This is a genomic window from Pseudenemella bisphenolivorans (assembly GCF_051133435.1).
In the GTDB taxonomy this organism is placed as follows: domain Bacteria; phylum Actinomycetota; class Actinomycetes; order Propionibacteriales; family Propionibacteriaceae; genus JAAYAO01.
The window spans coordinates 290,815-316,248 of the sequence record NZ_JBPGNY010000004.1; the positions used below are offsets into that span (position 1 = coordinate 290,815).

Annotated in this window: 30 protein-coding genes and 1 tRNA gene; 8 read left to right on the top strand and 23 right to left on the bottom strand. The window is 67.4% G+C overall.

Annotated elements, in window-relative coordinates; genetic code table 11:
- Positions 1 to 19 precede the first annotated feature (19 nt).
- The 3 genes from ACR4XW_RS11505 to ACR4XW_RS11515 are packed head-to-tail and all read right to left on the bottom strand — an operon-like array spanning position 20 to position 1,832.
- Positions 20 to 610: a DUF3090 domain-containing protein gene (locus ACR4XW_RS11505; RefSeq protein ID WP_434760696.1), complete on the bottom strand. Its 591-nt coding sequence runs from the start codon at positions 608 to 610 to the stop codon at positions 20 to 22.
- Between the two features lie 14 nt (positions 611 to 624).
- Positions 625 to 1,308 carry an MSMEG_4193 family putative phosphomutase gene (locus tag ACR4XW_RS11510; protein ID WP_434760697.1) on the bottom strand — a complete coding sequence of 228 codons (684 nt, stop codon included), beginning with the start codon at positions 1,306 to 1,308 and terminating at the stop codon, positions 625 to 627.
- 11 nt (positions 1,309 to 1,319) lie between these two features.
- Positions 1,320 to 1,832, bottom strand: a complete 513-nt coding sequence (locus ACR4XW_RS11515) for a flavin reductase family protein (protein WP_434760698.1) — start codon at positions 1,830 to 1,832, stop codon at positions 1,320 to 1,322.
- An 83-nt stretch (positions 1,833 to 1,915) separates the two neighbouring features.
- Between ACR4XW_RS11515 and ACR4XW_RS11520 the strand changes: the two genes are divergently transcribed.
- The 4 genes from ACR4XW_RS11520 (at position 1,916) to ACR4XW_RS11535 (ending at position 6,270) form a co-directional block, all read left to right on the top strand.
- Complete coding sequence (locus ACR4XW_RS11520) at positions 1,916 to 2,743, top strand: undecaprenyl-diphosphate phosphatase (RefSeq protein WP_434760699.1); 828 nt, start codon at positions 1,916 to 1,918, stop codon at positions 2,741 to 2,743.
- A gap of 168 nt (positions 2,744 to 2,911) precedes the next feature.
- Positions 2,912 to 3,871, top strand: a complete 960-nt coding sequence (locus tag ACR4XW_RS11525; protein WP_434760700.1) for an aldo/keto reductase — start codon at positions 2,912 to 2,914, stop codon at positions 3,869 to 3,871.
- Positions 3,872 to 3,911: 40 nt separating this feature from the next.
- Positions 3,912 to 5,003, top strand: a complete 1,092-nt coding sequence (locus ACR4XW_RS11530) for a ferredoxin reductase (RefSeq protein WP_434760701.1) — start codon at positions 3,912 to 3,914, stop codon at positions 5,001 to 5,003.
- A gap of 7 nt (positions 5,004 to 5,010) precedes the next feature.
- Positions 5,011 to 6,270: a fatty acid desaturase family protein gene (locus tag ACR4XW_RS11535; protein WP_434760702.1), complete on the top strand. Its 1,260-nt coding sequence runs from the start codon at positions 5,011 to 5,013 to the stop codon at positions 6,268 to 6,270.
- 26 nt (positions 6,271 to 6,296) lie between these two features.
- Here ACR4XW_RS11535 and ACR4XW_RS11540 read toward each other — a convergent pair whose 3' ends face one another.
- Positions 6,297 to 6,905 carry a DUF1707 SHOCT-like domain-containing protein gene (locus ACR4XW_RS11540; protein WP_434760703.1) on the bottom strand — a complete coding sequence of 203 codons (609 nt, stop codon included), beginning with the start codon at positions 6,903 to 6,905 and terminating at the stop codon, positions 6,297 to 6,299.
- 108 nt (positions 6,906 to 7,013) lie between these two features.
- Positions 7,014 to 7,099: transfer RNA gene (locus ACR4XW_RS11545), tRNA-Leu, on the bottom strand.
- Positions 7,100 to 7,171: 72 nt separating this feature from the next.
- Here ACR4XW_RS11545 and ACR4XW_RS11550 point away from each other — a divergent pair.
- Both ACR4XW_RS11550 and ACR4XW_RS11555 read left to right on the top strand, forming a co-directional pair.
- Positions 7,172 to 7,375, top strand: coding sequence for a DUF5703 family protein (locus ACR4XW_RS11550; protein ID WP_434760704.1), 204 nt, complete (start codon positions 7,172 to 7,174; stop codon positions 7,373 to 7,375).
- A 141-nt stretch (positions 7,376 to 7,516) separates the two neighbouring features.
- Positions 7,517 to 8,002 (top strand): YbjQ family protein, encoded by a 486-nt coding sequence (locus tag ACR4XW_RS11555; RefSeq protein ID WP_434760705.1) that lies wholly within the window; start codon positions 7,517 to 7,519, stop codon positions 8,000 to 8,002.
- 57 nt (positions 8,003 to 8,059) lie between these two features.
- Here the strand turns inward: ACR4XW_RS11555 and ACR4XW_RS11560 are convergent, their stop codons facing one another.
- Both ACR4XW_RS11560 and ACR4XW_RS11565 read right to left on the bottom strand, forming a co-directional pair.
- Positions 8,060 to 9,853 (bottom strand): DUF2207 domain-containing protein, encoded by a 1,794-nt coding sequence (locus ACR4XW_RS11560; protein ID WP_434760706.1) that lies wholly within the window; start codon positions 9,851 to 9,853, stop codon positions 8,060 to 8,062.
- 9 nt (positions 9,854 to 9,862) lie between these two features.
- Positions 9,863 to 11,017 (bottom strand): cystathionine gamma-synthase, encoded by a 1,155-nt coding sequence (locus ACR4XW_RS11565; RefSeq protein ID WP_434760707.1) that lies wholly within the window; start codon positions 11,015 to 11,017, stop codon positions 9,863 to 9,865.
- A gap of 168 nt (positions 11,018 to 11,185) precedes the next feature.
- Between ACR4XW_RS11565 and ACR4XW_RS11570 the strand changes: the two genes are divergently transcribed.
- Positions 11,186 to 11,458 (top strand): GNAT family N-acetyltransferase, encoded by a 273-nt coding sequence (locus tag ACR4XW_RS11570; protein WP_434760708.1) that lies wholly within the window; start codon positions 11,186 to 11,188, stop codon positions 11,456 to 11,458.
- A gap of 98 nt (positions 11,459 to 11,556) precedes the next feature.
- On the opposite strand, the gene dprA is transcribed toward ACR4XW_RS11570, so the two are convergent.
- From dprA to rpsP, 16 genes are all read right to left on the bottom strand, one after another.
- Positions 11,557 to 12,672: a DNA-processing protein DprA gene (gene dprA / locus ACR4XW_RS11575; protein ID WP_434760709.1), complete on the bottom strand. Its 1,116-nt coding sequence runs from the start codon at positions 12,670 to 12,672 to the stop codon at positions 11,557 to 11,559.
- Positions 12,669 to 14,204, bottom strand: a complete 1,536-nt coding sequence (locus ACR4XW_RS11580) for a YifB family Mg chelatase-like AAA ATPase (protein WP_434760710.1) — start codon at positions 14,202 to 14,204, stop codon at positions 12,669 to 12,671. Before ACR4XW_RS11580 ends, dprA begins: the two co-directional genes overlap by 4 nt.
- Positions 14,201 to 14,569, bottom strand: coding sequence for a YraN family protein (locus ACR4XW_RS11585; RefSeq protein ID WP_434760711.1), 369 nt, complete (start codon positions 14,567 to 14,569; stop codon positions 14,201 to 14,203). Before ACR4XW_RS11585 ends, ACR4XW_RS11580 begins: the two co-directional genes overlap by 4 nt.
- A gap of 63 nt (positions 14,570 to 14,632) precedes the next feature.
- Complete coding sequence (locus ACR4XW_RS11590) at positions 14,633 to 14,947, bottom strand: DUF2469 domain-containing protein (RefSeq protein ID WP_434760712.1); 315 nt, start codon at positions 14,945 to 14,947, stop codon at positions 14,633 to 14,635.
- Positions 14,944 to 15,588: a ribonuclease HII gene (locus tag ACR4XW_RS11595; RefSeq protein WP_434760713.1), complete on the bottom strand. Its 645-nt coding sequence runs from the start codon at positions 15,586 to 15,588 to the stop codon at positions 14,944 to 14,946. The genes ACR4XW_RS11590 and ACR4XW_RS11595 overlap by 4 nt, the downstream gene beginning before the upstream one ends.
- Positions 15,588 to 16,367 (bottom strand): signal peptidase I, encoded by a 780-nt coding sequence (gene lepB / locus ACR4XW_RS11600; protein ID WP_434760714.1) that lies wholly within the window; start codon positions 16,365 to 16,367, stop codon positions 15,588 to 15,590. The genes ACR4XW_RS11595 and lepB overlap by 1 nt, the downstream gene beginning before the upstream one ends.
- A 115-nt stretch (positions 16,368 to 16,482) precedes the next feature.
- Positions 16,483 to 16,833 carry a 50S ribosomal protein L19 gene (gene rplS / locus ACR4XW_RS11605; RefSeq protein WP_434760715.1) on the bottom strand — a complete coding sequence of 117 codons (351 nt, stop codon included), beginning with the start codon at positions 16,831 to 16,833 and terminating at the stop codon, positions 16,483 to 16,485.
- 434 nt (positions 16,834 to 17,267) lie between these two features.
- Entirely contained in the window at positions 17,268 to 18,077 is an 810-nt protein-coding gene (locus ACR4XW_RS11610) for a carbon-nitrogen hydrolase family protein (protein ID WP_434760716.1), read from the bottom strand.
- Complete coding sequence (locus ACR4XW_RS11615; RefSeq protein ID WP_434760717.1) at positions 18,077 to 18,817, bottom strand: succinate dehydrogenase/fumarate reductase iron-sulfur subunit; 741 nt, start codon at positions 18,815 to 18,817, stop codon at positions 18,077 to 18,079. The genes ACR4XW_RS11610 and ACR4XW_RS11615 overlap by 1 nt, the downstream gene beginning before the upstream one ends.
- Positions 18,814 to 20,805 (bottom strand): fumarate reductase/succinate dehydrogenase flavoprotein subunit, encoded by a 1,992-nt coding sequence (locus tag ACR4XW_RS11620; RefSeq protein ID WP_434760718.1) that lies wholly within the window; start codon positions 20,803 to 20,805, stop codon positions 18,814 to 18,816. The genes ACR4XW_RS11615 and ACR4XW_RS11620 overlap by 4 nt, the downstream gene beginning before the upstream one ends.
- Before the next feature lie 4 nt (positions 20,806 to 20,809).
- A complete protein-coding gene (locus ACR4XW_RS11625; protein WP_434760719.1) occupies positions 20,810 to 21,529 on the bottom strand; it encodes a succinate dehydrogenase cytochrome b subunit in 720 nt (239 codons plus the stop codon).
- Between the two features lie 98 nt (positions 21,530 to 21,627).
- A complete protein-coding gene (locus ACR4XW_RS11630) occupies positions 21,628 to 22,074 on the bottom strand; it encodes a hypothetical protein (protein ID WP_434760720.1) in 447 nt (148 codons plus the stop codon).
- Positions 22,075 to 22,205: 131 nt separating this feature from the next.
- Positions 22,206 to 22,904: a tRNA (guanosine(37)-N1)-methyltransferase TrmD gene (trmD, locus tag ACR4XW_RS11635; RefSeq protein WP_434760721.1), complete on the bottom strand. Its 699-nt coding sequence runs from the start codon at positions 22,902 to 22,904 to the stop codon at positions 22,206 to 22,208.
- Positions 22,901 to 23,425 (bottom strand): ribosome maturation factor RimM, encoded by a 525-nt coding sequence (gene rimM / locus ACR4XW_RS11640; RefSeq protein WP_434760722.1) that lies wholly within the window; start codon positions 23,423 to 23,425, stop codon positions 22,901 to 22,903. Before rimM ends, trmD begins: the two co-directional genes overlap by 4 nt.
- A 2-nt stretch (positions 23,426 to 23,427) precedes the next feature.
- Positions 23,428 to 23,685 (bottom strand): RNA-binding protein, encoded by a 258-nt coding sequence (locus ACR4XW_RS11645; RefSeq protein ID WP_434760723.1) that lies wholly within the window; start codon positions 23,683 to 23,685, stop codon positions 23,428 to 23,430.
- Positions 23,685 to 24,146 (bottom strand): 30S ribosomal protein S16, encoded by a 462-nt coding sequence (gene rpsP / locus ACR4XW_RS11650; protein ID WP_434760724.1) that lies wholly within the window; start codon positions 24,144 to 24,146, stop codon positions 23,685 to 23,687. Before rpsP ends, ACR4XW_RS11645 begins: the two co-directional genes overlap by 1 nt.
- Before the next feature lie 196 nt (positions 24,147 to 24,342).
- Between rpsP and ACR4XW_RS11655 the strand changes: the two genes are divergently transcribed.
- Positions 24,343 to 25,254, top strand: coding sequence for a hypothetical protein (locus ACR4XW_RS11655; protein WP_434760725.1), 912 nt, complete (start codon positions 24,343 to 24,345; stop codon positions 25,252 to 25,254).
- Positions 25,255 to 25,434 lie beyond the last annotated feature (180 nt).

Consider the following 25,434-nt stretch of genomic DNA (forward strand, 5'->3'; position numbering starts at 1 on the left):
GCTGGCTGACGAACCGCTCTCAGAACAACGCTCGGCGGTACCCGTTGGCGCGCGGGCAGACGTGTCCGGCCGGTTCCAACGGTTGGGCGCAGAAGGGGCAGGGCGGACGACCGGCCGAGACCACGGCCTGGGCTCGGGCCACGAAGTCGCGGGCCCGATCCTTGGTGATGCGCACCACGAAGGCCTCGGCGGCCTGTTCCGCCTCGTGCTTGGCGATCTCGGTCTCGTCGGCGAAGAAGTCCGGCTCCTCGGCGGCCTCGTCGACGTGCTCGGTGGAGAACATTTCGATGATCAGCCGGTCTTCGTCGGCGTCGTAGGCGATGGTCATCGTGCCCACCCGGAACTCCTCGTCGATGGGCACGTCCAGTGGCGCGTTGTCGACCTGCGGCGGGGCGAGGGTGAGGTCCGGCTGGCCGGTGCGGCGCTGGATCTCGTTGAGCACCTTCTCGATGTGCTCGGCGAGCACCACGACCTGTTCCTTCTCGCACACCACCGACGTGATCCGGTTCGCCTGACGCGCCTGCAGGAAGAAGGTGCGTGCGCCGGGTTCCCCGACCGTACCGGCCACGAAACGATCGGGTTCGTCGTAGTGATAAACCACCGAAGCCATGGCACCAGCCTACGTCAGTCGCCGCTGCCGAGGCCGCCACCGACCTGCGCTGCCGCGGCACCGCCGGCGCAGACCGGGGCCAGTTCACCCGAGGTGGTGTTCACACAGACCACGAACGGACGCGCGGGGGTGTAGCGAATCACGGTGACCGAGCCGGGGTCGACCATGATGCGCTGGAACTGATCGAGGTGAATCCCGAGGGCGTCGGCGACGATCGCCTTGATCACATCACCGTGGCTGACCGCCAGCCACACCGCGTCGGCACCCTGGGCGGTGGCCAGGTGCCGGTTCGTGGCGCGCACCCAGTTCACCGCGCGGGTGGACATCTCGCTGAGCGATTCCCCGTCGGGGAAGGCCGCCTCGGACGGGTTCTGTTGCACCACCTGCCACAGCGCCTCGGCGGCCAGGTCCTTCAGCGTGGAGCCGGTCCAGGCCCCGTAGTCACATTCGGTGAGCGCCTCGACCGCGGTCGCCGGGGGCAGGTCGACCTGCTCGCCGATCACTGCTGCGGTCTGCAGGCAGCGTTCCATCGGGGAGGAGAACACCGCGCTCACCGGCACCCCGGCCAGCCGCCGGCCCACCGTCCGGGCCTGTTCGACACCGACCTCGTCCAGGTGCACCCCGGGGCTGCGTCCGGCCAGCACGTGATTGGCATTCGCGGTGGTGCGGCCGTGCCGCACCAGGACCAGGGTCGTCATGTTCGCAAAGGTTAGGGCACCAGATAGCGTCCGCGCAGGTACCCCAGCGCAGCGTGGTCGGACAACTCCACGTGTTCCACCTCGCCGCGCACCATCGTGGTCCAGCCCAGGCGGTCTTCGTGGGCGGTGACCCGCACCCCGAGCCAGCCCGCGGTGTCGGCCAGTACCGGCCCCCATTCGGAGTCCTGCCACTGCCCCAGGGTGAAGGGCCCGCCGGGGGCCGGCGCGACCCGGGCGAAGGCATCGGCCACCGGGGCCTGATCCGGCCCCAGGAGGTTCACCACCAGCCGGTCGGCGCCGGCGGTGAGGTCATCGGCCAGGTCGGAATCGGCGTCCAGCAGCCCGAGCACCTCGGCCACCGGCCCCTCGGCGAGCAGCATCGAGGCGATCGTCCACCCCTGTCGCTCGCGGCCCGCCCCGGTGGTCCACACCGTGACCGGCGCCGGCATCCGGCCCCGGAACCGGCGCACCGGGTCACGGTCGGGCTCGGGGGTGGCGAACGGATGCTCGGAATGAATGGTCACACCCCGACCGTACCCAGCCGGGTTGCATCGCGGTCTACAGTTGCCTCTCGGATCGCAGGAGCCGAACAGTTCAGGAGTGTCAGATGACGTGGTGGGAAGCCCTGATTTTGGGGGTGGTCCAAGGACTGACCGAGTTCTTGCCGATCTCCTCCAGCGCCCACTTGTCGATCGTCGGCCAGTTGCTGGGCCGCGATGACCCCGGCTCGGCCTTCACCGCGATCGTGCAGATCGGCACCGAGGCGGCGGTGATTCTGTACTTCGCCAAGGACATCGGCCGGATCATCAAACGGTGGGTGCTGGCCCTGTTCGGCAAGGTGCCGCAATCCGACCCCGATGTGCGGATGGGGTGGCTGGTGATCATCGGGTCGGTACCGATCGTGGTGCTCGGGCTGCTGTTCCAGGACTACATCGATCACGCCCTGCGCAACCTGTGGGTGACCGTGGCGATGCTGGGTGGGGTGGCTGTGCTGCTGTTCCTGGCCGACCGGTTCGCCCGCCACGTCAAGCCGCTGGAGAAGCTGTCCTGGCGCGACGGCATCTTCTACGGCCTGGCGCAGTCGCTGGCCCTGATCCCGGGGGTTTCCCGTTCGGGCGCCACGATCTCGGCCGGTCTGGCGATGGGCTACACCCGTGAGGCGGCCGCACGGTATTCCTTCCTGCTCGCGATTCCGGCCGTGCTGGGGTCGGGGTTCTACAAGCTCACCGAGATCAGTGCCGACCCGACTCCGCCGAATTGGCTGGGCATCGGCGTGGCCACCGTGGTGTCCTTCGCGGTCGGGCTGGGCGTCATCCACTGGCTGCTGCGCTACGTCAGCCGCAACAACTTCACCATCTTCGTGGTGTACCGGCTGATTCTGGCCGCGGTGGTTGCGGTGCTGCTGCTCACCGGGGTGCTGCACCCGCTGCCCTGAGCCCACCTCGGGTGCTTCGTCTGGATGCACGTGGACACAAACGCACCCCAACCGGCCCGCTAGTGCCCGAACGCACCACATGGGTGGCTGTGGGGTGCGTTTACATCCATCACGTGACACCGGGCGTAGCAACACATGGCAGCAGGCCGACCGGTAATGTCGCTCACCATGAAACGGCGGATCGCTGGCACCACCGGGTTGCGGGTCTCCCGGTTGGGCCTGGGCACCCTGACCTGGGGCCGATCGGTGACCCGCCCGGCCGCACGCGAGCTGCTGCGCACCTTCGTCGAGGCCGGCGGCAACCTGATCGACACCGCTGCGGCCTACGGGGCCGGCGACACCGAGAAGATGATCGGCGAGATCGTGATGCGCGACCTCTCCCGCGAAGACCTGGTGATCGCCACCAAATCGGGCTTCGTCAACGAGGGCGGCGAGCGGATGATGGACACCTCCCGCTCCACCATGCTGCGCGAGTTGGAGGATTCGCTGCGCCGGCTGCGCACCGACCACGTCGATCTGTGGCAGGTGCATGCCTGGGGCGAGGCACCCCTGGAGGAAACCCTGGCCGCCTTCGACCTGGCGGTGTCCCAGGGCAAGGCCCGTTATGTCGGGCTGTCCAACTTCGTCGGCTGGCAAACCGCCCAGGCCGCCACCTGGCAGAAGGCCGACGCGAATCGCACCCCGCTGGCCACCACCCAGATCGAGTACTCCCTGCTCGCCCGACGCGCCGAGATCGAGGTGATCCCGGCAGCCCGTGCGATGGGACTGGGGGTGTTGCCCTGGTCACCGCTGGGTCGCGGAGTGCTGTCGGGCAAGTACCGCACCGGAACCCCCAGGGATTCCCGGGGCGCCGATGAGCACCTCGAATGGTTCGTGGAGCCCTATCTGGAGACCCGCAGCCGGGCGGTGGTCGAAGCGGTGGCCAAGGCGGCCGAGGGCCTCGACCTGACCCCGGCCCAGGTGGCGCTGCTGTGGATCCGCGATGCTCCCGGGGTCACCGCTCCCCTGGTCGGGCCGCGCAATTCCGAGCAACTGCGCGAGCTGCTCGCGGTCGAGGACCGTGAGTTGCCGGCCGAGATCGCCGCTGCGCTGGACGATGTGTCCGGTGGCCCGAATCCGGGTCGCTGAGCTTTTGGGAAAACAACCTACGGTTGGGTAAGTTAGAAGTGTGTCACTCACCCAGCGTGAAGTCCGACCGACCCTGCAACGATCCATCCGCAACAGCGCCCGCTCGCTGGCCCGGTTGATCACCACCCCCCTGTCCCCCGGCGACTACCTCGATCTGTTCCTGCCACTGCGTGCGGGAGCTCCGCTCCGGGGTCGGGTGATCTCGGTGCGCCCCGAAACCGCCGACGCCACCACCGTGACGATCCTCACCGGCCGCGGCTGGCGCGGGCACCTGCCCGGGCAGTATCTGCGCATCGGAGTCGACGTCGACGGGGTGCGACTGTGGCGTTCGTACTCGATCACCAGCCCACCCACCTGGCACGACCGGCTGGTCAGCATCACCGTGCGCGCGATTCCGGACGGCGTGGTCAGCAACCACATCCTGCGCGCGCTCACCCCGGGCACGATGCTGATGCTGGATCAGGCCGTCGGCTTCTTCACCCAGCCCGACCCCCTGCCGGCCAAGGTACTGTTCCTGACCGCCGGCAGCGGCCTCACCCCGGTGATGGGCATGCTGCGCAGCTACCGCTTCCCCAACGCGGTGCTGGTGCATTCGGCCCCCACCCCCGAACGGATGATGTTCCGCGAGGAACTGCACCGGATGGTCGCCGACGGCCGGCTGACCCTGGTGGAACGGTTCACCGAGGCCGAGGGCAAACTCCCGGTCGGCGACCTCGACACCGTCGTCCCCGACTGGCGACAGCGCGAGGCCTGGGCCTGTGGCCCGGCTCCCCTGTTGAACGACGCCGAACAGCACTGGGCCGATCAGGGCCTGACGGACAACCTGCACGTGGAGCGTTTCCACGTCGAGTTGGTCGTCGAGGGTGAGGGCGGCGAAGCCCACTTCACCCGCTCCGATGTGCGTGCCCACGGCGATGCGGCCGAACCGCTGTTGGATGCCGGGGAGGACGCCGGGGTGCTGATGCCCTCGGGCTGCCGGATGGGCATCTGCTTCGGCTGTGTTGCCCCACTCACCGAAGGTGCGGTGCGCGACCTGCGCACCGGCGACATCGTCACCGCAACCCCCGGAGAGGCCGTGATGATCCAAACCTGTGTCAGCGCTGCCGCCGGCTCTTGCTCGATCGATCTGTAGGAACATCATGGCCATTCCCAACACCCTCAAGAATTCTCTAGCGAAACTGCGCTCCGGACGCGGCGGTCACCGGCTGTCGTCCACCCGTCCCAAGACCCCGACCGCGACCTATGCCTCGGGCAAAGCCAACCCGATGGCTCAACTGAGTGCCGAGGACATCGAACAGATCGGCACCGAGTTGGATGCCATCCGCCAGGAGGTGCTCGATTCCCGGGGCGAGAAGGACGCCGGCTACATCCGCCGGCTGATCCGGATGCAGCGATCGCTGGAGCTGCTCAGTCGCGTGGTGCTGTTGTTCAGCAAGTTCTGGCCGGCCTGGATCGTCGGAACGGCCGGGCTGAGCGTGTCGAAAATCCTGGAGAACATGGAGATCGGCCACAACGTGCTGCACGGCCAGTGGGACTGGATGCGGGACCCGAAGATCCACTCGACCAGTTGGCAGTGGGACATGGCCTCCCCCAGCTCGCAGTGGCAGCAGGCACACAATGTGCGGCACCACACCTACACCAATGTGCTGGGCAAGGACGACGACCTGGGCTTCAACATCCTGCGCGTCGACCCCGACCAGAAGTGGCAACCCGGGCATTTGCTGCAGCCGATGACGAACCTGCTCAACGCGGTGTTCTTCCAGTACGGGGTGGCGATCCACGACCTGGGCACCCCGGCCATGAAACGTGGCGAACGCGATCGGACCACCTACCTGGCCGATCTGCGCGCGATGCTGAAGAAGGTGGCCAAGCACGGGTTCCGCGATTACGTGCTGCACCCGGCCCTGAGCGGCCCCTCGGCGGTACCCACCCTGCTGGCCAATGCGACGGCGAATCTGGTGCGCAATCTGTGGGCCCACACCGTGATTTTCTGCGGTCACCTTCCCTCGGGAGTGTCCACCTTCGAGACCGAAGCGATCGAGGACGAGACCCGCGGCGAATGGTACGTCCGCCAAATGCTCGGCTCGGCCAACATCTCCGGTGGACCACTGATGCACCTGATGACCGGAAACCTCTCGTACCAGATCGAACACCATGTGTTCCCCGATTTGCCGAGCAACCGGTATGCGGAGGTGGCACCCAAGGTGCAGGAACTGATGGAGCGACACGGGCTGCACTACGTCAGCGGACCGCTGCACAAGCAGGCCGCCTCGGCCTGGCGCCAGGTCTTCCGTTATGCCCTGCCGAATCGTGGCGAGCGGCGCGCGACGCTGCACCGTCTGGCCCGACGCATGTTGAACCGGACGCCGGTCACCGTCCCGCGGATGCTGCCTGCCTGATCGGACCCTCCCCGACCGGAGCGGTCTCAGCCTTCGATCTGTTTGCGGGACTTGTCCTGACGCTTGTCGAGGTGCACTTCGTTGCCGCCCCAGAAGGCCAGGCCACGCAGGATCAGGGTGCCGTTGGAGCCGTCGCCCCGGGCGTCCTTCTTGATGCTGTTGCCGCCCATGATGGCGATCGGCTTGTCGATCACCCGCACACCTTCGGGGACGTAGATGTCGTTGCCGGCCATCACCGTGTGCAGGTTGAGCGTGATCGTGACCCCCGGCCCCATCGCGTCGGTGAGGTAGATGTCGTCGCCGCCCCAGAAGGCGACGCTGTTCATGCCCTCGCTGCCCCGTTCGAGTTCGACGGTGCTGCCGCTCATCACCGCGGCATGCCAACGGGCAGGCTCGTCGGGTACCACCGGTACCGGAGCCTCACGCGGCGCCAAGGACTGTGCGGTGAACGACTCCTGCTCGGGCAGGTCATCGATCAGCGTGGTCAACTCGTCCAAGTAGCTGGTTTGCAGTACCGCGTCCTGGCGTTCGGAGTATTCCTCGATCGTCAGGCGCCCCTCGGCGTAGGCGGTCTGGAGCACCTCCAGGACGGCATCCCGGTCGGCGTCCCCGGCGCGCATGCGTCGCTCGGGCATATTCGGCTCCATGTTCACATTCTAGGGGCCGTGGCAACCCTCGGCGCCGGAGACCAAGAAACCCGGCATCACGCGGTTTTTCGCATGACGCCGGGTTTACCCGAAGCGTGTCCGAGAGAGGACTTGAACCTCCATGCCCCAAACGGGGCACCAGCACCTCAAGCTGGCGCGTCTACCAATTCCGCCACCCGGACCAGGCTGTGCCGCCACCCGATACTCGTCGGCGACGCCGACCGACTATAGCAGTGACATGGCATCATGAGCGAATGCGCCGATCGGTCGAGTACGAGGTTCACAGAGTGCGTTTGGACCGCACCCTGTCTCGCAATGCCGTACGACAGCTGCTGACCGAACACGCCGAGTACGGCGGTTGGGAACTGCAGCGGCTGCGACGCTATCGCGATGGCAGCCGCGAGGTCTGGATTCGCCGCAAGATCGTCCGGGCCCGGGCCACCGTCCCCGCTCCCTGACCGCGAGATCACCCTCCGCCCGCCGCGTGCTGACGATCGGTCGGGGTCGGTGGCACCAAAGTCAATCCACCGCTCAGCCGGTCGGCCCTTGTTGGCGCTGTAGCCGCGCGAAGTTCACCGGCCCGGGGGCATACTTGGCCCATGATTATCGTCACCACCAACGAAATCCCCGGTTACCGCATCGAAGCGGTTTTCGGTGAAGTGATGGGCATGACCGTACGGTCGGCCAACTTCGGCGCGAACTTCACCGCCAGCTTCCGCTCGATCAGCGGCGGTGAGGTCACCGAGTACACCAAGATCGTGTACGAATCCCGCAACGAGGTGATGAACCGGATGTGGCAGCAGGCGATGGAACGCGGCGCCAACGCGATCATCGGCATGCGGTTCGACACCGGCGACATGGGCCAGGCCTTCACCGAAGTGTGCGCATACGGCACCGCGGTTGTGGCGGTACCGCTCGGTGAGGACGAGCCGGGCGCCACCCCGCAGTCCATCGCCATCGCGCGGCAGCGCGCGTCCCAGCAGGGCGGCGCGCCGCAAGGTGGTCCGGGGCCGCAGGGTGGCCCGGGGCCCGACCCCTACGGCCAGGGTGGCCATCAGCCGCCGCCCCAGCCGGTGATGCCCTGAGCTGTGCGTAATGAGCGGCCCCTTCGCCGGTGCGTGAGGGGCCGCTCATCATCGCGTTTACCAGCCGCCGCCGCCGACCCCACCGATACCGCCACCGACTCCGCCGCCGAAGCCCGACCCGCCGGCCGAAGCCGCCGAGGAGGCCACCGCTGAGGTCATGGCGGACGTCATCGAGTCGGACAAGCCGGCCATGCTGCCGGCGAAGGCCGCCGGGTGGCTGAACATCACGTACGGGCCCACATACCAACCGGTGTCGATATTCATCCGGCCCTCGGCGGCCAGTGCGGTACACACCCTGGTCCACCGCTCGGCGACGCCGAACACGATCGCGTAGGGCAGGTACTTGGAGAAGATGTCCTCGCCCTCCTCGAAGCGCAACTGATCGGCCTCGGCGGTGGTCAGATACAACTCGAAGCCCTTGGCCTGAGCGAGCATCGCACTGCCCTGCGGGGTACGGGCGGGCATCACGTGCGCGGTGCCGATGATGGCCAGGCCGATCAGGGCAATCGCCACACCGAACAAGCCCCAGCCGGCCGCCAGCCCCAGCAGCAGTCCGAGCCCGACCCCGCCGATCGTGACGGCGACACCCAGCACGTACCACAGGGTGCGCACCAGGGTGGGATTGCCACGGAACCAGCCGGCGTCGGTGACGGCCCGGTCCAGTTGGAACTTCGTCTTGGACACGATGTCGGGCATCGTCTTGATCTTGTGCAGCAGCGGCTGGTCCTTGCGGGCGAAGACCCCGTGGAAGACCGCCTTCTCGAACGGTGCCAGCCCGTCGGAGTTGCGCAGTTTGATCAGCCGTTTGCGGTCGTTCGGCTCCTCCTGGATCTGCAGGTAGCCGCGCACCGCCAGGTCGATCAGGGTGGCGCTGACCTCCTTCATCTCGGCCCGCTCTGCCATCAGGGTGCCCACCTCGGCGGGTCGCAAGCCCTTCGGTGGCGTGAACTGGACGGCCACCGGCGCGCGCTTGTCGCGGGTCACCACTTGGGCACTGCGCGGGTCGTCGGGGGTGAGCCCCGGGGGCAGGTTCGCCCAGGCCCGGTCGCGGCCGCGCCGCCGGGCCAGCAAGGCGACCCCACCCACACCCAGCAACGCGACCGCACCGGAGACGCCGCCGGTGACCTCGTTGACCACGAGCGTGTTGCCGAGGTGGTAGCGCTTGGTGAACCTCGGTTCGGCACCGGGGAAGGTGCCGCCGGGGAAGGCGGCCACCACCGTCATGCCGTCGCCGGTCTCCACACGATCCTGGCTCCAGACCACCCGGTTGTCGGTGACCTGCTCATCGGTGCAGGGGGTCGATGTGCCCCGCTCCCCCGCCACGCATTCGGACTCGACCACTTCGTCGGGGCCTTCGAGGCTGACCGTGGCGTTACTGATCGGCAGCTCGAAACCGCCGATCGCATCCCAGGCGATCTCATCGCGTCCGTTCACATCGGGGTTCACCACGCCCTCAACGGTGAAGGTCACGACATAGGTCTGCACACCTCGGACATAACGGTTCTCGTCGCCGATGCGCACTTCGATCACACCACCGGAACCGCTGCGAGCCACCTGTGCCGGTGCCCCGCTGGGGCTGCTGGCCTGGATATTGCTGATCTCGAGCACCCGCCAGCGGTCGGGATCGTCGGCGACCTCCATCCGGTTCGGCAGCGCCAGTACGGGGCCGTGACCGCGTTCGTTGCCGAAGTCGAAGTCGAACTCCAAGGTGACGTTGATGGCACCGTCGCGTTCGGCCACCATCTGCATGTCGTAGCGGGTGATCTGCCAGTTCGAGTCGGCTCGGGCGGCTTGTTGAGCCCACCCCAGACAGACGAGGGCGGTCAACAGGATCGCAAATAACCGGCGCATGCCCTCAGGTTACGTGAGGCGATCCAACCCCTGAGCCACATCGGCGATCAGATCGTCGGCGTCCTCGATACCGACCGACAACCGCAGCATGTCGGCGGGGATCTCCTCGGCGGTGCCGGACAGCGAGGCGTGGGTCATCGTCGTCGGGTGGCAGACCAGGGACTCCACCCCACCCAGCGATTCGGCCAGCACGAACAACCGCATCGCCGCGCCGACGGTGCGGGCGGCCGCCTCACCGCCGGCGAATTGCACCGACACCATGCCCCCGAAGTCGCTCATCTGCTTGGCGGCGATCTCGTGTCCGGGATGCCCGGGCAGGCCCGGGTAATGCACCGCCGACACCGCGGGATGTTCGGCCAGGTACTCGGCCACCGCGCGGGCATTGTGGCAGTGTCGCTCCATCCGCAGGTGCAGGGTTTTGATGCCCCGGCTGGTCAACCAGCAATCCATCGGTGCTGCCCCGGCACCGGTCGCGTTGTGCAGAAACCCGAGCTTCTCGGCGAGTTCGGCATCGTTGAGGATCAACGCCCCACCCACCACATCGGAGTGACCGCCGAGATACTTCGTGGTCGAATGCACCACGACATCGGCACCCAGGGCCAGGGGCTGCTGCAGGGCCGGGGAGGCGAAGGTGTTGTCCACCACCAGCCGGGCGTGATGGGTGCGGGCAATCTCGGCCAGGGCGGCGATGTCATGCACGGTCATCCACGGGTTGGACGGGGTTTCCACCCACAACACCGCACCGGACGAACCGGCCAGGGCGGCCACCACCGCATCGTGGTCGCTCAGGTCGACCACCCGGACGTCGACCTGCCAGTCGGCGTGCACGCGGCGGAACAGCCGCAGGGTGCCGCCGTAGGCATCGCGGCCGACGATCAGTCGACCACCGGGGCCCAGCAGGCCGCGCAGCAGGACGTCCTCGGCAGCCAGTCCGGAGGTGAACGCGAAGGCGTGTTCGCCGCCTTCGAGGGAGGCCAGTTGGGTTTGCAGGGCGGTGCGGTTGGGATGAGCGGCCCGGCCGTACTCGTAGGCCGATCGCAACTGCCCCGGAGCGTCCTGCTGGTAGGTCGACGTCCAGTAGATCGGCTGCACCACCGCACCGGTGGCCGGGTCGGGTTCGAGACCGGCGTGCACGGCGCGTGTGCCGAAGGCGTCGTTATTCATAGGCGCAAGCTAAGCTTGTTGCTGTGTGGTACCCAATGGGGTCCACATGACGGGCCGATGAACGTCCCGTGCCACCGCCTGTCGCCGTGGCGCGAACGTATGGTGACGGGCAGACTGAAGATGTGGAGAGGAACTCCACGTATGGAACAAGAATCAAGGAACACCACAGTGCCCAATCTCGTTCACCTGGCTGATGAATCGCAGTACCAGGCCGAACTCAATGGCGAGATCGTCGGCCGAATCAACTACCGGATGAACGGCCGCAAGGTCGTCATCACCCATACCGAAACCGCTGAACATGTCCACCACACCGGCATTGCCCGTGCCCTGACGCGCTTCGCGCTCGACGATGTGCGGTTGCGCGGCCTCAGCGCGGTACCGCAGTGTGCCTACACTCAGCGCTTCTTGCGCGATCACCCGGAATACACCGACGTCATCTGATCGCCGCCCGCCGCGGTAGCCCACCGGCACCCGGCCAACGAATCCCCTGTGAGCGGCGGGCCCAACCGGGTCCGCCGCTTCGTCATTTCACCCGCCGATCAGCCCAGACACCACCTGCCGTCGGCCGTTTGCGCGACCAGACCCGACACCTGCAGGGTCGCCAACGCGGTCAGGCACTGGGTCACGGGGAGCCCGGCCCGAATGGACAGCTCGTCGGCGGTGCGCGCCCCACGCGCCGGCAGTGCCTCGTACACCATCAGCTCGTGGGTCGAGAGCCGATCCAGCGGACGATCAGGGCTGCGCTCATGGGGCAGGCAGTCATCGCCATAGGAACCGACCACCTCACGCACGTGCGCGGCGCCGGTGACCAGGACGGCTTCCTGGTCGCGGATCAAGGCGTGCGGGGTGACCGATTCGCTCGTCAGCACCGACCCGGGAACCGCCATCAGGGGTCGACCGCAGCGGGTGGCCCAGGTGGCGGTGCTGCGGCTGCCCGACCGCAGCGCGCCTTCGACCACCACCACCCCGGTGGACAGGGCGGCGATCAGCCGGTTGCGGATCAGGAACCGGGGTTTGGTGGGCCGCTCCCCCGGCGGCTGTTCCGACACCAGCACCCCGTGATCCAGGATCTGGTTGAACAATCCCTGATTGCCGGTCGGGTACGGCTGGTCGGGGCCACAGGCCAATACCGCCACGGTCGGGGCGTCCATCGCCAGCGCACCCCGGTGGGCGGCCGCGTCGATGCCGTAGGCCCCGCCGGAGATCACCCGCCACCGGTCGTCCTGGAGTTCGGCAGCCAGATGGGCCGCGACCTCGACGCCATAGGGGCTGGCCGCCCGCGACCCGACGATCGCCACCGAGCGGCGGCTGATCTCGACCAGGTTCCCGCCGCCGCGCAGCCACAGCCCGATCGGCACACCGCCCTGGTTCTGTACCGGCGAGGCCGTGGCCAGATCGGCCAGGGGTTCGGGCCACTCGCGATCCCCGGGCACCACGAAGCGCACCCGAGCCTGCTCGGCCAGTTCCAGTACCGGCTCGGGATCGAACAGCGCGGCCCGCCGATTCCAGCGCGAGTCGGTACTGCCCTCCCGCAACTGCGACCACACCTGCTCGGCACCCTCCCGCGACACGCGGCCGCCGATCTCCAGGTCACCGGCCTCCACCACACAGCTCAACGCCAGCCGGGCCCGGCGTTCGGCCTCGTCCACGCTCATGCCGCCACCTCGCCGTGTCGCATCGCCAGGGCCGTCGCGACATGGTCGCGGCCGGGCACGTCGGCACCGGCCAGATCGCCGATCGACCAGGCAACCCGCAGCACCTTGTCGACCCCACGTGGGCTGAGCAGTCCACGACCGACCGCGGTGTCGAGTATCTCCAGGCCGGCCGGCAGGGGCAGATGGGTGCGCAGGTAGGGGCCGGGCACCTCACCGTTGGTGAGCCAACCCGATCCGGCCAGCCGGTGGCGTTGCCGCTGCCTGGCCTCGGCCACCCGCTCGGCCACGGTGGCGGTCGATTCGGCTGCCCCGGCCTGCCCGGTACCGGCTTGGCGCAGTACTGCTCGGCTGAGCGGCGTCAGCCGCTGTTGGATATCGATCCGATCCAGGATCGGGCCCGAGATGCGCTGCTGATAGCGCCGGATCGCGTTCGGGGTGCAGGTACAGGCCGCACCCCGGGAATCCTTGCGACCACAGGGGCAGGGGTTGGCGGCCATCACCAGTTGGAAACGGGCTGGGAACTGGGCCTGCCCGAGGGCCCGGCCCACCGTCAGCGCACCGGACTCCAGCGGTACCCGCAACGATTCCAGGACCCGCGGGTTGAACTCGGGTGCCTCGTCGAGAAAGAGCACCCCACGATGGGCCAATGACATCGACCCCGGACGCAACACCCGGGTGCCGCCACCGATGATGCTCACCGGTGAGGACGAATGATGGGGGTCGGCATACGGCGGACGTTCGATCAGACCGGTCAGCGCCCGTCCCGACAAGGAATGCAGGGCCGAGACCTCCAGGGATTCGGCCCGGCTCAACGGCGGCAACAACCCCGGCAAGCGTTCGGCGAGCATGGTCTTGCCGACCCCCGGCGGGCCGTGCAGATACAGGTGGTGCCGTCCGGCCGCGGCGACCTCCAGGGCGAACCGCGCCGCGGCCTGACCGGCAACATCAGCCAGATCCTGCGGCGCATCGGGTTCCTCCACGACGGCCTCCCTGGCCTGCGACAACGCGCGCGGCGTGCCCTTGCCGTTCAGGACGGCGACCAGTTCGGCCAGGGTGCTCACCCCGATCACCGCCAGGTCGTCGATCAGGCAGGCTTCGCGCACCTGCTCCCACGGCACGATCACCCGCCGGAATCCGGCGTCGTGGGCCGCGATCATGGCCGGCAGGATGCCCGGGACGCTGCGCACCCGCCCGTCCAGGCCGAGTTCACCGAAGCACACCGTGCGGGCGCCCGCCGAGGCCGGCACCGCTTCCGCCGCGGACAGCACGGCCATCGCGATGCCCAGATCGTGGTGGGAACCGTGCTTGGGTACCGAGGCCGGTGACAGGTTGATCGTCACCAGTTGCGCCGGCCAGGACAGCCCCGAGGAGGCCACCGCCACCTTGCACCGGTCGCGGGCCTCGTACAGGGCGGTGTCGGGCAGCCCGACCAGCACCGTGCGCGGCAGGCCCCCGCCGATCGCCGCTTCGACCTCGACCATCTGCCCGACCAGGCCGGTCAGGGCCACCGACCAGGCCGTGCCGGTGCTCATCGACCGATCCCGGACAGGTGGTGGATCTGGGGTTCGCGGCCCGGCACGAGCAGCACCCCGATCGCGTCCAGCCGGATGTGGGTGGCGGTGATCGGGTGCTCGAGCAGCCAGCGGGCGGTGAGGTGCCGCAGCCGACGCACTTTCAGATCGGTGATGGATTCCAGAGGCGAGCCGTAGCCCAAACCGGTGCGGGTTTTCACCTCGCAGAAGGCCAGCGTGCTCTCCCCGGCGTCCTCACTGATGGCGACGATGTCGAGTTCGCCCTCGGCGCAGTGCCAGTTGCGGTCGATCACCGTCCATCCGGAGGCCTCGAGAAAGGACGCGGCCAGTTGTTCGCCGTGTTTGCCCAATTCGTTGCGGTTCATACCCGTAACGGTGGGCAGCGGGATACCGAAGTTCCCCGGCGAAGCGAAATCTGTGGATAACTGTCAGTCGCGGGTGTCGGGAACCTGTAGATCGCTGTGGACGATTTCCTCGATCGAGACGTCGCGGAAGGTCAGCACCTTCGCACTCTTGACGAAACGGGCCGGACGATACATGTCCCACACCCAGGCGTCGCCCATCGAAACCTCGTAGTACACATCGCCGCCCTCGGTGCGCACCTTCAGGTCGACCGCATTGCAGAGGTAAAAGCGGCGCTCGGTCTCCACCGCGTAGGTGAAGATGCTCACGACGTCCTTGTATTCCCGGTACAGCTGCAGTTCGAGGTCGCTTTCGTACTGCTCGAGATCATCAGTGCTCATGTCGCGGACGACTCTACCGCTCGTCGGACATTCCCGTAACGCATCCGGTGCTCGGGGCACGGCCCGTGGGTGTCGAGGCTCTGCTGGTGTGCGGCGGTGGAGTATCCCTTGTGGATCTCGAAGCCGTAGTCGGGCCATTGTTGGGCGATGTCGACCATGATCCGGTCGCGGGTCACCTTGGCGATCACCGAGGCGGCGGCAACACAGGCGGCGACGCGGTCGCCCTTCCACATCGCCAATGCCGGCACCCCCAGGCCGTCGACGGCGAAGCCGTCACTGAGCACGTAGGACGGGGCCACGTCCAACCGCCAGACAGCCCGGCGCAGGGCGGCCAGGTTGGCCACGTGCAGGCCCATCCGGTCACATTCGGTGGCCGGGACGCTGACCACCGACCAGGCCGCGGCCTTGGCCACGATCTCGTCGTAGGCCCGTTCCCGGGCGGCGGCGGTGAGCAGTTTGGAGTCGCGCAGGCCGGTGATCGGACGGTTCGGTTCGAGGATCACCGCGGCCGCCACCAGGGGGCCGGCGCAGGCGCCGCGTCCGGCCTCATCGGTGCCGGCCACCGGTCCGAGACCGGCCCGGTACAGGGCGCGTTCGTAGCCGTACAGGCCGGAGTCACGGCGCACCCGGAAGGTGGCCATCAGCAGCCCACTCCTTCGGGTTCGATCACCGCCCGGTCGGGTGCCGGCGGTGGATCGGGCACGTTGGCGAAGGCGTCGGGGGTGCTGAAGAAGCGTCCGTGCTCGAAGGGGTAGATGATCACCCAGGCCGTTCCAACCACATTCTCGGTCGGGACGAAGGCGGTCGCGCCGGTGTAGCTGGTGTTGGACACATCGCTGAGATAGCAGCGGGAGTCACGGGAGGCATTGCGGTGGTCGCCCATCACGAACATCGTGCCGCGGGGCACCACAACCTTGAAGGGCACGTCGGCGGCGGCGACCATGTTGCCTTCGGCGTCGGTGTAGAGGTACTCCGACTCGGGAATCTCGACCCCGTTGACCGACAGCCGGCCCTCGGTGCTGCAGCATTCCACGGTGTCACCGGGCAGCCCGATCACCCGCTTGATCAGGTGGTTGGTGCCGGTGTCGGGCAGCACCCCGACGAACTCCAGTGCCTTGCCGAGCGGGCCCCGGTCCTGTGCTTGGGGTTGATCGGACAGCCAGTGGGCGTGGTCGGAAAAGACCACCACATCACCGCGCTGGAACTTGCTGATCTTCTGCACCACCACCCGGTCGCCGATCTTCAGGGTGTTCTCCATCGACCCGGACGGAATCGAGAAGACCTGGGCGACGAAGGTGCGGATCAGTACCGACAGGATCAAGCCGAAGATCAGCACCAGCCCGATCTCGCGAGCAAGGCGCCACATCTTGGTGCCGATACCGACGGGATGATCCTCGTCGGCCTGCACGTTCTCGCTCAACGCCCTTGCCTCCTACCGGTGGTGACCACAGCCAAGCGTAGACCGGTTGGCCAATACTTCCTGACATATGAAACGCCCCCCGCGATTCAGCGGAGGGCGTTTTTCGACAGCGCGATCAGTTCTCGCGCTTCTCCTTGATCTTGGCGGCCTTACCGCGACGATCGCGCAGGTAGTACAGCTTGGCGCGACGCACATCACCGCGACGCTCGACCTCGATCTTCTCGATGATCGGGGTGTGCACCGGGAAGGTTCGTTCCACGCCGACACCGAAGCTGATCTTGCGGACGGTGAAGGTCTCCTGCAGGCCCGACCCGCTGCGGGCGATCACCACACCGGCGAAAACCTGGACACGGGAGCGGGTACCTTCGATGACTCGCACGTGCACCTTGACCGAGTCGCCGGCCCGGAACTCGGGGATGTCGTCCCGGACGGACTGGGCGTCGATGGCTGCGATGAGCTGGTTCATGGAACTGTTCCTTGCCGGTGCCACAGGTCACCTGAGCTGGTGGGTCTGGTTGGGCCCGTGGTGCGGTCGATCCCCCCGTGGCAGGAGCCGCGTCGCACGGACAACAGCACGCAAGTTTGCCACAGAGTGCTGCCGGGACGGAAATCGTGGGCTGCCCGCACGGGAATCGCGGGCTGTCGCGCACGGTCTGAGCCCTCGTCGCTGCTGCAACTGGCCCGATCTCGGGCCGGGAACACTCTATATCGCTTTGCTACCCGAAATCAGGCGCTTTGCAGCAGACCGGGGCCGAAGCCCCGGTGGGCTGGCAGCTGCGGGTCGCAGGTTGGTGGGGTCGGCGCCGCAGCAGATAAGACGGTGGTTCGCGGCCTGTGCAAGCTGAGATCACAGGGGTCAACCCAGGCGCTCAGTCCCGAGCCATCAACCAAAAACCGGAATCAACCCAGTACCGGGATCTCCTGGCGCACCTCGTCCAGCCCGGACAGGTCCAGGTCGTGCAGCAGCAGTCCGGGCCCAGCCCCGAGCCGGCCGACGACCTCGCCGCGCGGTGAGATCACCGCCGAGTGCCCGACCCCGGTCGGCGCACCCCGTTTGGATTCGATCCCGCTGATGGCCGGGTCGGCCTGGCCGGCAGCGATCAGCCAACTGGTCGAGTCGAGCGCGCGGGCGCGCACCAGCAGATCCCATTGTTCGACCTTGCCGGGCCCCGAATGCCAGGACGCGCAGCAGATGATCGCTTGGGCGCCGGCGCGGGCCAAGTTACGGAACAACTCCGGAAAGCGGACGTCGAAGCAGATCGTCAGCCCGACCTTCACCCCGCCGATGTCGACGATCACTTCGCGGTCGCCGGGCTGGACGGTATCGGATTCGCGGAAACCGAAGGCGTCGAAGAGATTGAGCTTGTCGTAGTGCTCCTCGATCTCCCGGCCGTCGCGGTCGCGGCCGGTGACCAGCAGGGTGTTGATCACCCGCGGCTCGCCCCGGTCGTTGGGGGTGCCGGGGGTGAACATGCCGGCCGCCACGACCACCCCGTGGCGACGGGCGTACTCGCGCACCCCGGTGGCCCAGGGGCCGTCCAGGGGTTCGGCGATGTCGGTGAGGCGATGCCCGAAGGCCCGCATCGCGGCCTCGGGGAAGACCACCAACTCGGCCCCGGATGCGGCAGCAGCCGCGACCTGACGGCCAACCAGGTTCAGGTTGTCGTCGAGGTCGCGGCTGCTGGTGATTTGCGCGACGGCGATTCGCATCAGAGCCAGAGCAGATCCCGGTTCAGGCGGCTGATCGTGGCCAGCGGAATCTCCTTGGGGCAGGCGGCGGTGCACTCACCGATGTTGGTGCAGTTGCCGAAGCCCTCGGCATCGTGCTGGGCGACCATGTTCTGCACCCGCGACTTGCGCTCGGGTTGGCCCTGCGGCAGCAGGCCCAGGTGGGTCACCTTGGCAGCGGTGAACAGCATCGCCGACCCGTTCGGGCAGGCCGCCACACAGGCGCCGCAGCCGATGCAGGTGGCCGCGTCGAAGGCCGCGTCGGCGTCCTTCTTCGGCACCGGGACGGCGTGGGCGTCGGGGGCGGTGCCAGTCGGGGCCGAGATGTAGCCGCCGGCCTGGATAATCCGGTCGAAGGCGCCCCGGTCGACGACCAGGTCCTTCAGAATCGGGAACGGCTCGGCCTGCCACGGCTCGATGTCGATGACATCGCCGTCCTTGAACTCCCGCATGTGCAACTGGCAGGTCGTGGTCGGGTAGGTGGTCTCACCACGACCGTGCGGGATGCCGTTGATCACGATGCCGCACATACCGCAGATACCTTCACGGCAGTCGGAGTCGAAGGCGATCGGGTCGCCGCCCTCGAGGGTGATCTTCTCGTTGAGGGCGTCGAGCATCTCGAGGAAGGACATGTGATCGTGAATGCCCTCGAGCTTGTACTCGACCATCTTGCCCTTGGCCTTGGGCCCGGCTTGGCGCCATACGCGCAGGGTGACGTTCACTTGTAACTCCGTTGCTTCATCTCGATGAACTCGTACTCCAGCGGTTCCTTGTGCAGGATCGGCTTGTTGCCGACACCGGCCCACTCCCACGCCGCGACGTAGGCGTACTCGTCGTCGTGACGCAGCGCCTCCCCGTCCTCGGTCTGGGATTCGGCCCGGAAGTGACCACCACAGGATTCGCGGCGGTGCAGGGCGTCGATGCACATCAGCTCGCCGAGCTCGATGAAGTCGGCCACCCGGCCGGCCCGCTCGAGAGCCTGGTTCAGTTCCATCGCCTCGCCGGTCACCTTGACGTCGGCCCAGAAGTTCTTGCGCAGCTCACGGATCAGTCCGATCGCCTTGCGCAGGCCCTCCTCGGTGCGCTCCATTCCGCAGTACTCCCACATGATGTGGCCGAGTTCCTTGTGGAAGGAGTCGACGGTGCGCGAGCCGTTGATCGACAGCAGGGTGTTGATCTGCTCGTTGACCGAGTCCAACGCTTCCTTGGCGGCCGGGTGCGAGTCGTCGATCTTGTCGAAGGGCGCATCGGCCAGGTAGTCGTTGATGGTGTTCGGCAGCACGAAGTAGCCGTCGGACAGACCCTGCATCAGCGCCGAGGCGCCCAGGCGGTTCGCGCCGTGGTCGGAGAAGTTCGCCTCACCGGTGACGTACAGGCCGGGGATGGACGATTGCAGGTCGTAGTCGACCCACAGGCCGCCCATCGTGTAGTGCACCGCCGGGTAGATCCGCATCGGGGTTTCGTACGGATTCTCGCCGGTGATCTGTTGGTACATGTCGAACAGGTTGCCGTACTTGGCCTCGACGGCCCCGCGGCCCAACCGCTCGATCGCGTCGGCGAAGTCGAGGTAGACACCGCGGCGGACACCGTCCACCTCGGGGCCCACACCGCGTCCCTCGTCGCACATGTTCTTGGCCTGGCGCGAGGCGATGTCGCGGGGCACCAGGTTGCCGAAGGCCGGGTAGATCCGCTCCAGGTAGTAGTCGCGGTCCTCCTCGGGAATCTGGCGGGGGTCCTTGGTGCAGTCCTCACCGTTCTTCGGTACCCAGATCCGTCCGTCGTTACGCAGCGACTCCGACATCAGGGTCAGCTTCGACTGGGTATCGCCGGACTGCGGGATGCAGGTGGGGTGAATCTGGGTGTAGCAGGGGTTGCCGAAGTAGGCGCCCTTGCGGTGGGCCCGCCAGTTGGCGGTGACGTTGCAGCCCATCGCGTTGGTGGAGAGGAAGAACACGTTGCCGTAGCCACCGGTGGCGAGTACGACGGCGTCGGCGTAGTAGTTCTTGACCTCACCGGTGACCATGTCGCGCACCACGATGCCGCGGGCACGGCCGTCGGCGACGATCAGCTCGAGCATTTCGTGGCGGGTGTGCATGTGCACGGTGCCGGCGGCGACCTGACGCTCGAGGGCCTGGTAGGCACCGATCAGCAGCTGCTGGCCGGTCTGGCCGCGGGCGTAGAAGGTACGCGAGACCTGCACACCGCCGAAGGAGCGGTTGTCGAGCAGGCCGCCGTATTCGCGGGCGAAGGGCACGCCCTGGGCGACGCACTGGTCGATGATGTTCACCGACACCTCGGCGAGGCGGTGGACGTTGGTTTCCCGGGCGCGGTAGTCGCCGCCCTTGACCGTGTCGTAGAACAGCCGGTGTACCGAGTCGCCGTCGTTGCGGTAGTTCTTCGCGGCGTTGATGCCACCCTGGGCGGCGATCGAGTGCGCGCGGCGGGGGCTGTCCTGGTAGCAGAAGTTCTCGACGTGGTAGCCCATCTCACCGAGGGTCGCGGCGGCGGCGCCACCGGCCAGGCCGGTGCCGACCACGATCACGGTCATCTTGCGGCGGTTGGCCGGGTTCACCAGTCGGGCGTTGAACTTGCGCTCGGCCCACTTCTTCTCGATCGGCCCGGCCGGGGCCTTGGTGTCATGGATGTCGTTGCCGACGTCCCACAGCGAGTCAGCGTCGGGGCTGACCTGGTTCTCAGTGATATCGGTCATTGAACTAGCTCACAATCCCAGTCAGAACGGCGATCGGGGTCAACAGGAAGCCACCGATGATCACGATGGCCACCACCCACGCGATGATGTCCAGCGTCTTGCGGGCCTTCACGCTGGTGTTGGCGCCCAAGGTCGTCAACGCACTCCAGATGCCGTGTCGCAGATGGAACAACAGCATGACCAGGGCCACCACGTAGATCAGGGTGATCCACCAGTTCTGCGGCGAGTACCCGATCATCACCCGGTCGTAGGGGGTGTCGGTGGGCATGCCGCCCGGACGGATGATGTACGCGGTGAAGTGCAGGATGTGGAAGACCACGAACAAGGCGATGATCACGCCGCCCCAGCGCAGGGTGCGCGAGGCGAAGCTGCGCTGCAGCCCCTTGCCCGCCCGGCTGGACGCGTACCGGCGGCCACCGCCGGTTGCCTTGTTGTCCCGGCTCCACAAGCTGAACGCCGACCACATGTGCAGCAGTACCGAAAGCACGAGTACCACGCGGAGGATCCACAGCAGACCCTGGTGCGGGAGGATCGGGTAGAACGCCTCACGCAGCCAGGCGGAGTAGCTGTTGAAGGCTTCCGCGCCGCTGAAGATCTTGAGGTTGCCGTACATGTGAATGAGCAGGAAGCCGATCATGATCAGACCGGTAACCGCCATCACAGCCTTGGCCACGACCGTTGACCGGCCGCCCTGTTTTCTGGGTGTCATAGTTGCTGTCGCCACGCCCCACAGCCTATTACGCCCTGTCGGACAGGTGAAGTAAGGCTGCCCTCACTTGCTGTGTGGGCGCCGCGCCGGCGAATTCGTGCTATGGGGTGGCCTCAGTCGCCGGAGTCATGGCTGAACTTGACCGCGATGTGGCCGGTCTCGGGCAGCTCGTCCTTTTCCACCGGATGCACGCCGGTGATCGCAGTGGCGTAAGCGACGCGGCCACCCACGACCTTGTAGCGGTAGGTATTCAGATCGGCATCGATCAGTTCGGGACGTCCCGGGCGTGGCAGCCAGCCGCGGCCGAAGAGTTCGTCGTTGATCTGCTCCGTGCGGGCCGTGTAGTCGGGGCCCGGCGTGAACTCGACCAGCACGATCACGCGGTAACCGTACTCATCGTCTGCCACGCGCACCTCGGAGTCGCCGAGGGCGGCGGCCAGTTTCTCGGCCTCCTCGACCAGAGGGTCGCGTCCCATGCTCGGGAACAGCGCCGGTACGGCCAAGAACCACACCAGAGCCAGAACGATCACCCCACCGAGGGCTGCGAGGACGATCGGCACTATTCGTCTCGACCGACTGCGGCGCGGTCTCGGGGATGGGGCCGCGGTGTAGCTGGATTCCATTGGTAAATGGTAGACAGCCGGCGGGTCGCCGGGAGCCATCGGGCCGGGTGCCCGACCGCTTGGCAGGGCTATTCCGAACCGGGCCGATCCAACAGATCGGGACGGCGCTGCCGGGTGCGGTCGAGGGATTGTTCGTGCCGCCATGCGGCGATCTTGGCGTGGTTGCCCGACAGCAGGATGTCGGGGACGTCCAGGCCGCGCCAACTCGGGGGTTTGGTGTAGACGGGGTATTCGAGCAGGCCACCGTCCAGGGAGTGGGATTCCTCGACCAGGGACTCGGGGTTACCCACCACTCCGGGCAGCAGGCGCACCACGGCCTCGACCATCGCCAAGGTGGCGACCTCTCCCCCGTTGAGCACGTAGTCGCCGAGACTGACCTCGACCACCCGCATCCGGGTGCGGGCGTGTTCGACCACCCGGGCGTCGATGCCTTCGTAGCGGCCGCAGGCGAACAGCAGACGGGATTCGGCCGCCCAACGGGCGGCGAGGTGCTGACTGAACCGCTCCCCGGACGGGGTGGGCACCACCAGCAGGGTTTCCTCGCCGGCCAGCGCGTCGAGGGCCTCACCCCAGGGTTCGGGCTTCATCACCATGCCGGCGCCACCGCCGTAAGGGGTGTCGTCGACGGTGCGGTGCCGGTCGTGGGTCCAGGTGCGCAGGTCGTGCACGTCGAGGTCGATGATGCCCTTCTCGATCGCCTTGCCGACCAGGGACAACCGCAGGGGTGCGAAGTAGTCGACGAAGATCGACACGATGTCGATCCTCATTCGGCCGCCTCCGGGTCGAGCAGGCCGGTGACCTCGGCGAGTTGGCAGTAGCCCTCGGCCAAGTCCACGGTCGGCACCAGGGCTTCGACGAAGGGCACCAGCCGCACCCCGTGGTCGGTGCGGATTTCGAGAAGGTCCTGGGCGGGTGGGTGTTGTACCGCGATCACCCGTCCGACCTCGGCCCCGGTGTGGTCGCGCACCCTCAACCCGACCAGGTCGCGGTCCCAGAAGTCCTCGGCATCACCGGCGGCTTCTTCGGCCGCCACATCGGCTACCAGAATCGTCCCGCGCAACTCCTCGGCCGCGTCACGGTCGGTGATTTCGGCCAGCCGCAACAGCAGCCGGCCCTGATGCCAGCGCATGGCCGAGACGGTGAAGGCTCGGCCACTCGCCTCATCACGCAGTCGAGCCCCGACCGCGAACCGGCGATCCGGTTCATCGGTGCGGGGCTCCACGCTGATGTCACCGCGGACTCCGTGGGGGCGACCCACTCGTCCGACGATGACCTCGATCTCGGCCAAGGTCAGCGGCGCCGACCACGCGGACGCCGGTCGACGTCCACGAAGTCGATCCGGACCTGTTCGCGGCCCGACAGCGCACCGATCACGGTGCGCAGGGCGCCGGCGGTACGGCCCTGACGGCCGATCACCTTGCCGACGTCATCGGGGTGCACGCGAACCTCGAGCATCCGGCCACGGCGCATGTCCCGGTCGGTGACCCGGACATCGTCGGGGTTCAGCACCAGACCGCGGACCAGATGTTCGAGCGCGTCGGCCAGCATCAGGACTCGCCGTCGGTCTCGGCCGCTTCCTCGGCGGGCGCCTCTTCGGCGGCCTCGGCCGGAGCCTCATCGGTGTCCTCGTCCTTCTTCTTGGACGAGATCGCCGAGGCCAGCGGGATGTCCTTGGTGTCGGCCAGGGCCGCGTTGAAGATCGCGGTCTTGTCTTCCTTCTCGGCCTGCGGGTCGATGCCCGAGGCGGAGTCGTCACCGGTGAACTTCTGCCAGTCACCGGAACGCTTGAACAGCGCCACGACGGCCTCGGTCGGCTGGGCGCCGACCGACAGCCAGTACTGCGCGCGCTCCGAGTTGACCTCGATGAACGACGGTTCGTTCTTCGGGTGGTACTTACCGATCTCCTCGATCGCCCGGCCGTCCCGCTTGGCGCGGGAGTCCATCACAACGATGCGGTAGTGGGGCGAACGGATCTTGCCGAGTCGCTTCAGACGAATTTTGACAGCCACGTGGGTGGTTACTCCTGTTGGTGTGCCCGGTTGGGCATGCGGGTGGGCCTTCTCGTCAACGGTGGGGCGTTGCGATCGGCCTCGGGGAACCTCGATGCGTGGCGTTGAGAGGGCACCCCGCATCAGATGCGGCCTATATTGTGCCAGATCGGGCCCGATCGGGCTAACCGGAGCCGGAACCCGTTATCGTACAGGCGTGCCCAACCAGCCCGCCCGCGTACTGGACGCCCGAATGGTCCGGACAGCCGACGCTCTGTTGTCGGTCGCCGAGGCCCTGCTCAGCGCCCCGTGGCCCCCGCCGGACGGCGATATCACCGGGTTCCTGCGACTGGCGGATCTGTCCATCACCTCGGTCGAACCCGATGGTGGCCACATCGCGACCTCCGACGGATTGTTGGGCACCTGTGCGGTGTCGGGGTCGCATCTGTCGGCGGTGACCTTCGAGTTCGACCGGCTTCGTCCGGAGCAACTGCAGTTGGCCGAGGTGATCACCGAGTGGTTCAGCACCAAGTTCGGTCGCCCCTTCGACTCCGGCGGCCAGTTGCCGCGGAGTCGGCGCTGGCGGGTGAACGGGGCCAATGTCGTTCTGGAATGGCGCTCCGACCCCGCACCGCGGGCGACCCTCCAACTGTGTCGTGACGAGGACATCACAGAACTGGGTGCGGCGGCCCGCGCGATGGCCAATGCGGTACAGGTCTTCGCCAACGCTCCCCTGCCCGATGACCCTCGTGGCCTACCGGAGTGGTTCGGGGCGGCCGGGGTTTTCGGGGTCGAGTCCGAACCGGGCCAGGGGCTTCTGGTGCGCACCACCCGTCGGCTCGGCGGGCACTGGACGGGTGCCGGGGTGCCCGATGAGGTTTATCTGACCGCCCATGGCGAACCCGACTGGCTGGACGAGTTGGCCCGCCGGACGTTGCGGGAGATCACCGTCCATCTCGGCCCTCCCGGTGATGAGAGCACCGACCCCGGCGACGGCACCCGGTTGCACGAGTGGCACACCGACCATGCCGAAGCGGGCCTGCTGCGCTCCCCGGCGCGCGGGATCACCGGCATCTTCGTGAGCCGCCTGGAGGCGGAGTTCCCGACCGGCCTGCGCGCCGCGCCCTGAATCTACGTGCCGCCCCCTGAACAAGTCTGGACGTCCGGTCGAGGCGCCCGGCACTGAAGCTCGACACCTCAATTCCCGTCACCCGAAGGCTCTCAACGCTTGCCCTGCGGTGGTGCACCGAATAGCCGTCCACGCCCCGGTTCCGCATCGATTGACTTGACCAGCCGTAATCGATTGAAT

What these genes read in the sequence shown, in the direction of transcription:
- ACR4XW_RS11505 (WP_434760696.1), bottom strand. Translation starts at nt 610, where the DNA reads ATGGCTTCGGTGGTTTATCACTACGACGAACCCGATCGTTTCGTGGCC.
- ACR4XW_RS11510 (WP_434760697.1), bottom strand. Translation starts at nt 1,308, where the DNA reads ATGACGACCCTGGTCCTGGTGCGGCACGGCCGCACCACCGCGAATGCC.
- ACR4XW_RS11520 (WP_434760699.1), top strand. Translation starts at nt 1,916, where the DNA reads ATGACGTGGTGGGAAGCCCTGATTTTGGGGGTGGTCCAAGGACTGACC.
- ACR4XW_RS11525 (WP_434760700.1), top strand. Translation starts at nt 2,912, where the DNA reads ATGAAACGGCGGATCGCTGGCACCACCGGGTTGCGGGTCTCCCGGTTG.
- ACR4XW_RS11535 (WP_434760702.1), top strand. Translation starts at nt 5,011, where the DNA reads ATGGCCATTCCCAACACCCTCAAGAATTCTCTAGCGAAACTGCGCTCC.
- ACR4XW_RS11540 (WP_434760703.1), bottom strand. Translation starts at nt 6,905, where the DNA reads ATGCCCGAGCGACGCATGCGCGCCGGGGACGCCGACCGGGATGCCGTC.
- ACR4XW_RS11550 (WP_434760704.1), top strand. Translation starts at nt 7,172, where the DNA reads ATGCGCCGATCGGTCGAGTACGAGGTTCACAGAGTGCGTTTGGACCGC.
- ACR4XW_RS11555 (WP_434760705.1), top strand. Translation starts at nt 7,517, where the DNA reads ATGATTATCGTCACCACCAACGAAATCCCCGGTTACCGCATCGAAGCG.
- ACR4XW_RS11560 (WP_434760706.1), bottom strand. Translation starts at nt 9,853, where the DNA reads ATGCGCCGGTTATTTGCGATCCTGTTGACCGCCCTCGTCTGTCTGGGG.
- ACR4XW_RS11565 (WP_434760707.1), bottom strand. Translation starts at nt 11,017, where the DNA reads ATGAATAACGACGCCTTCGGCACACGCGCCGTGCACGCCGGTCTCGAA.
- dprA (WP_434760709.1), bottom strand. Translation starts at nt 12,672, where the DNA reads ATGAGCGTGGACGAGGCCGAACGCCGGGCCCGGCTGGCGTTGAGCTGT.
- ACR4XW_RS11580 (WP_434760710.1), bottom strand. Translation starts at nt 14,204, where the DNA reads ATGAGCACCGGCACGGCCTGGTCGGTGGCCCTGACCGGCCTGGTCGGG.
- ACR4XW_RS11585 (WP_434760711.1), bottom strand. Translation starts at nt 14,569, where the DNA reads ATGAACCGCAACGAATTGGGCAAACACGGCGAACAACTGGCCGCGTCC.
- ACR4XW_RS11590 (WP_434760712.1), bottom strand. Translation starts at nt 14,947, where the DNA reads ATGAGCACTGATGATCTCGAGCAGTACGAAAGCGACCTCGAACTGCAG.
- ACR4XW_RS11595 (WP_434760713.1), bottom strand. Translation starts at nt 15,588, where the DNA reads ATGGCCACCTTCCGGGTGCGCCGTGACTCCGGCCTGTACGGCTACGAA.
- rplS (WP_434760715.1), bottom strand. Translation starts at nt 16,833, where the DNA reads ATGAACCAGCTCATCGCAGCCATCGACGCCCAGTCCGTCCGGGACGAC.
- ACR4XW_RS11610 (WP_434760716.1), bottom strand. Translation starts at nt 18,077, where the DNA reads ATGCGAATCGCCGTCGCGCAAATCACCAGCAGCCGCGACCTCGACGAC.
- ACR4XW_RS11620 (WP_434760718.1), bottom strand. Translation starts at nt 20,805, where the DNA reads ATGACCGATATCACTGAGAACCAGGTCAGCCCCGACGCTGACTCGCTG.
- trmD (WP_434760721.1), bottom strand. Translation starts at nt 22,904, where the DNA reads ATGAGGATCGACATCGTGTCGATCTTCGTCGACTACTTCGCACCCCTG.
- ACR4XW_RS11645 (WP_434760723.1), bottom strand. Translation starts at nt 23,685, where the DNA reads ATGCTGGCCGACGCGCTCGAACATCTGGTCCGCGGTCTGGTGCTGAAC.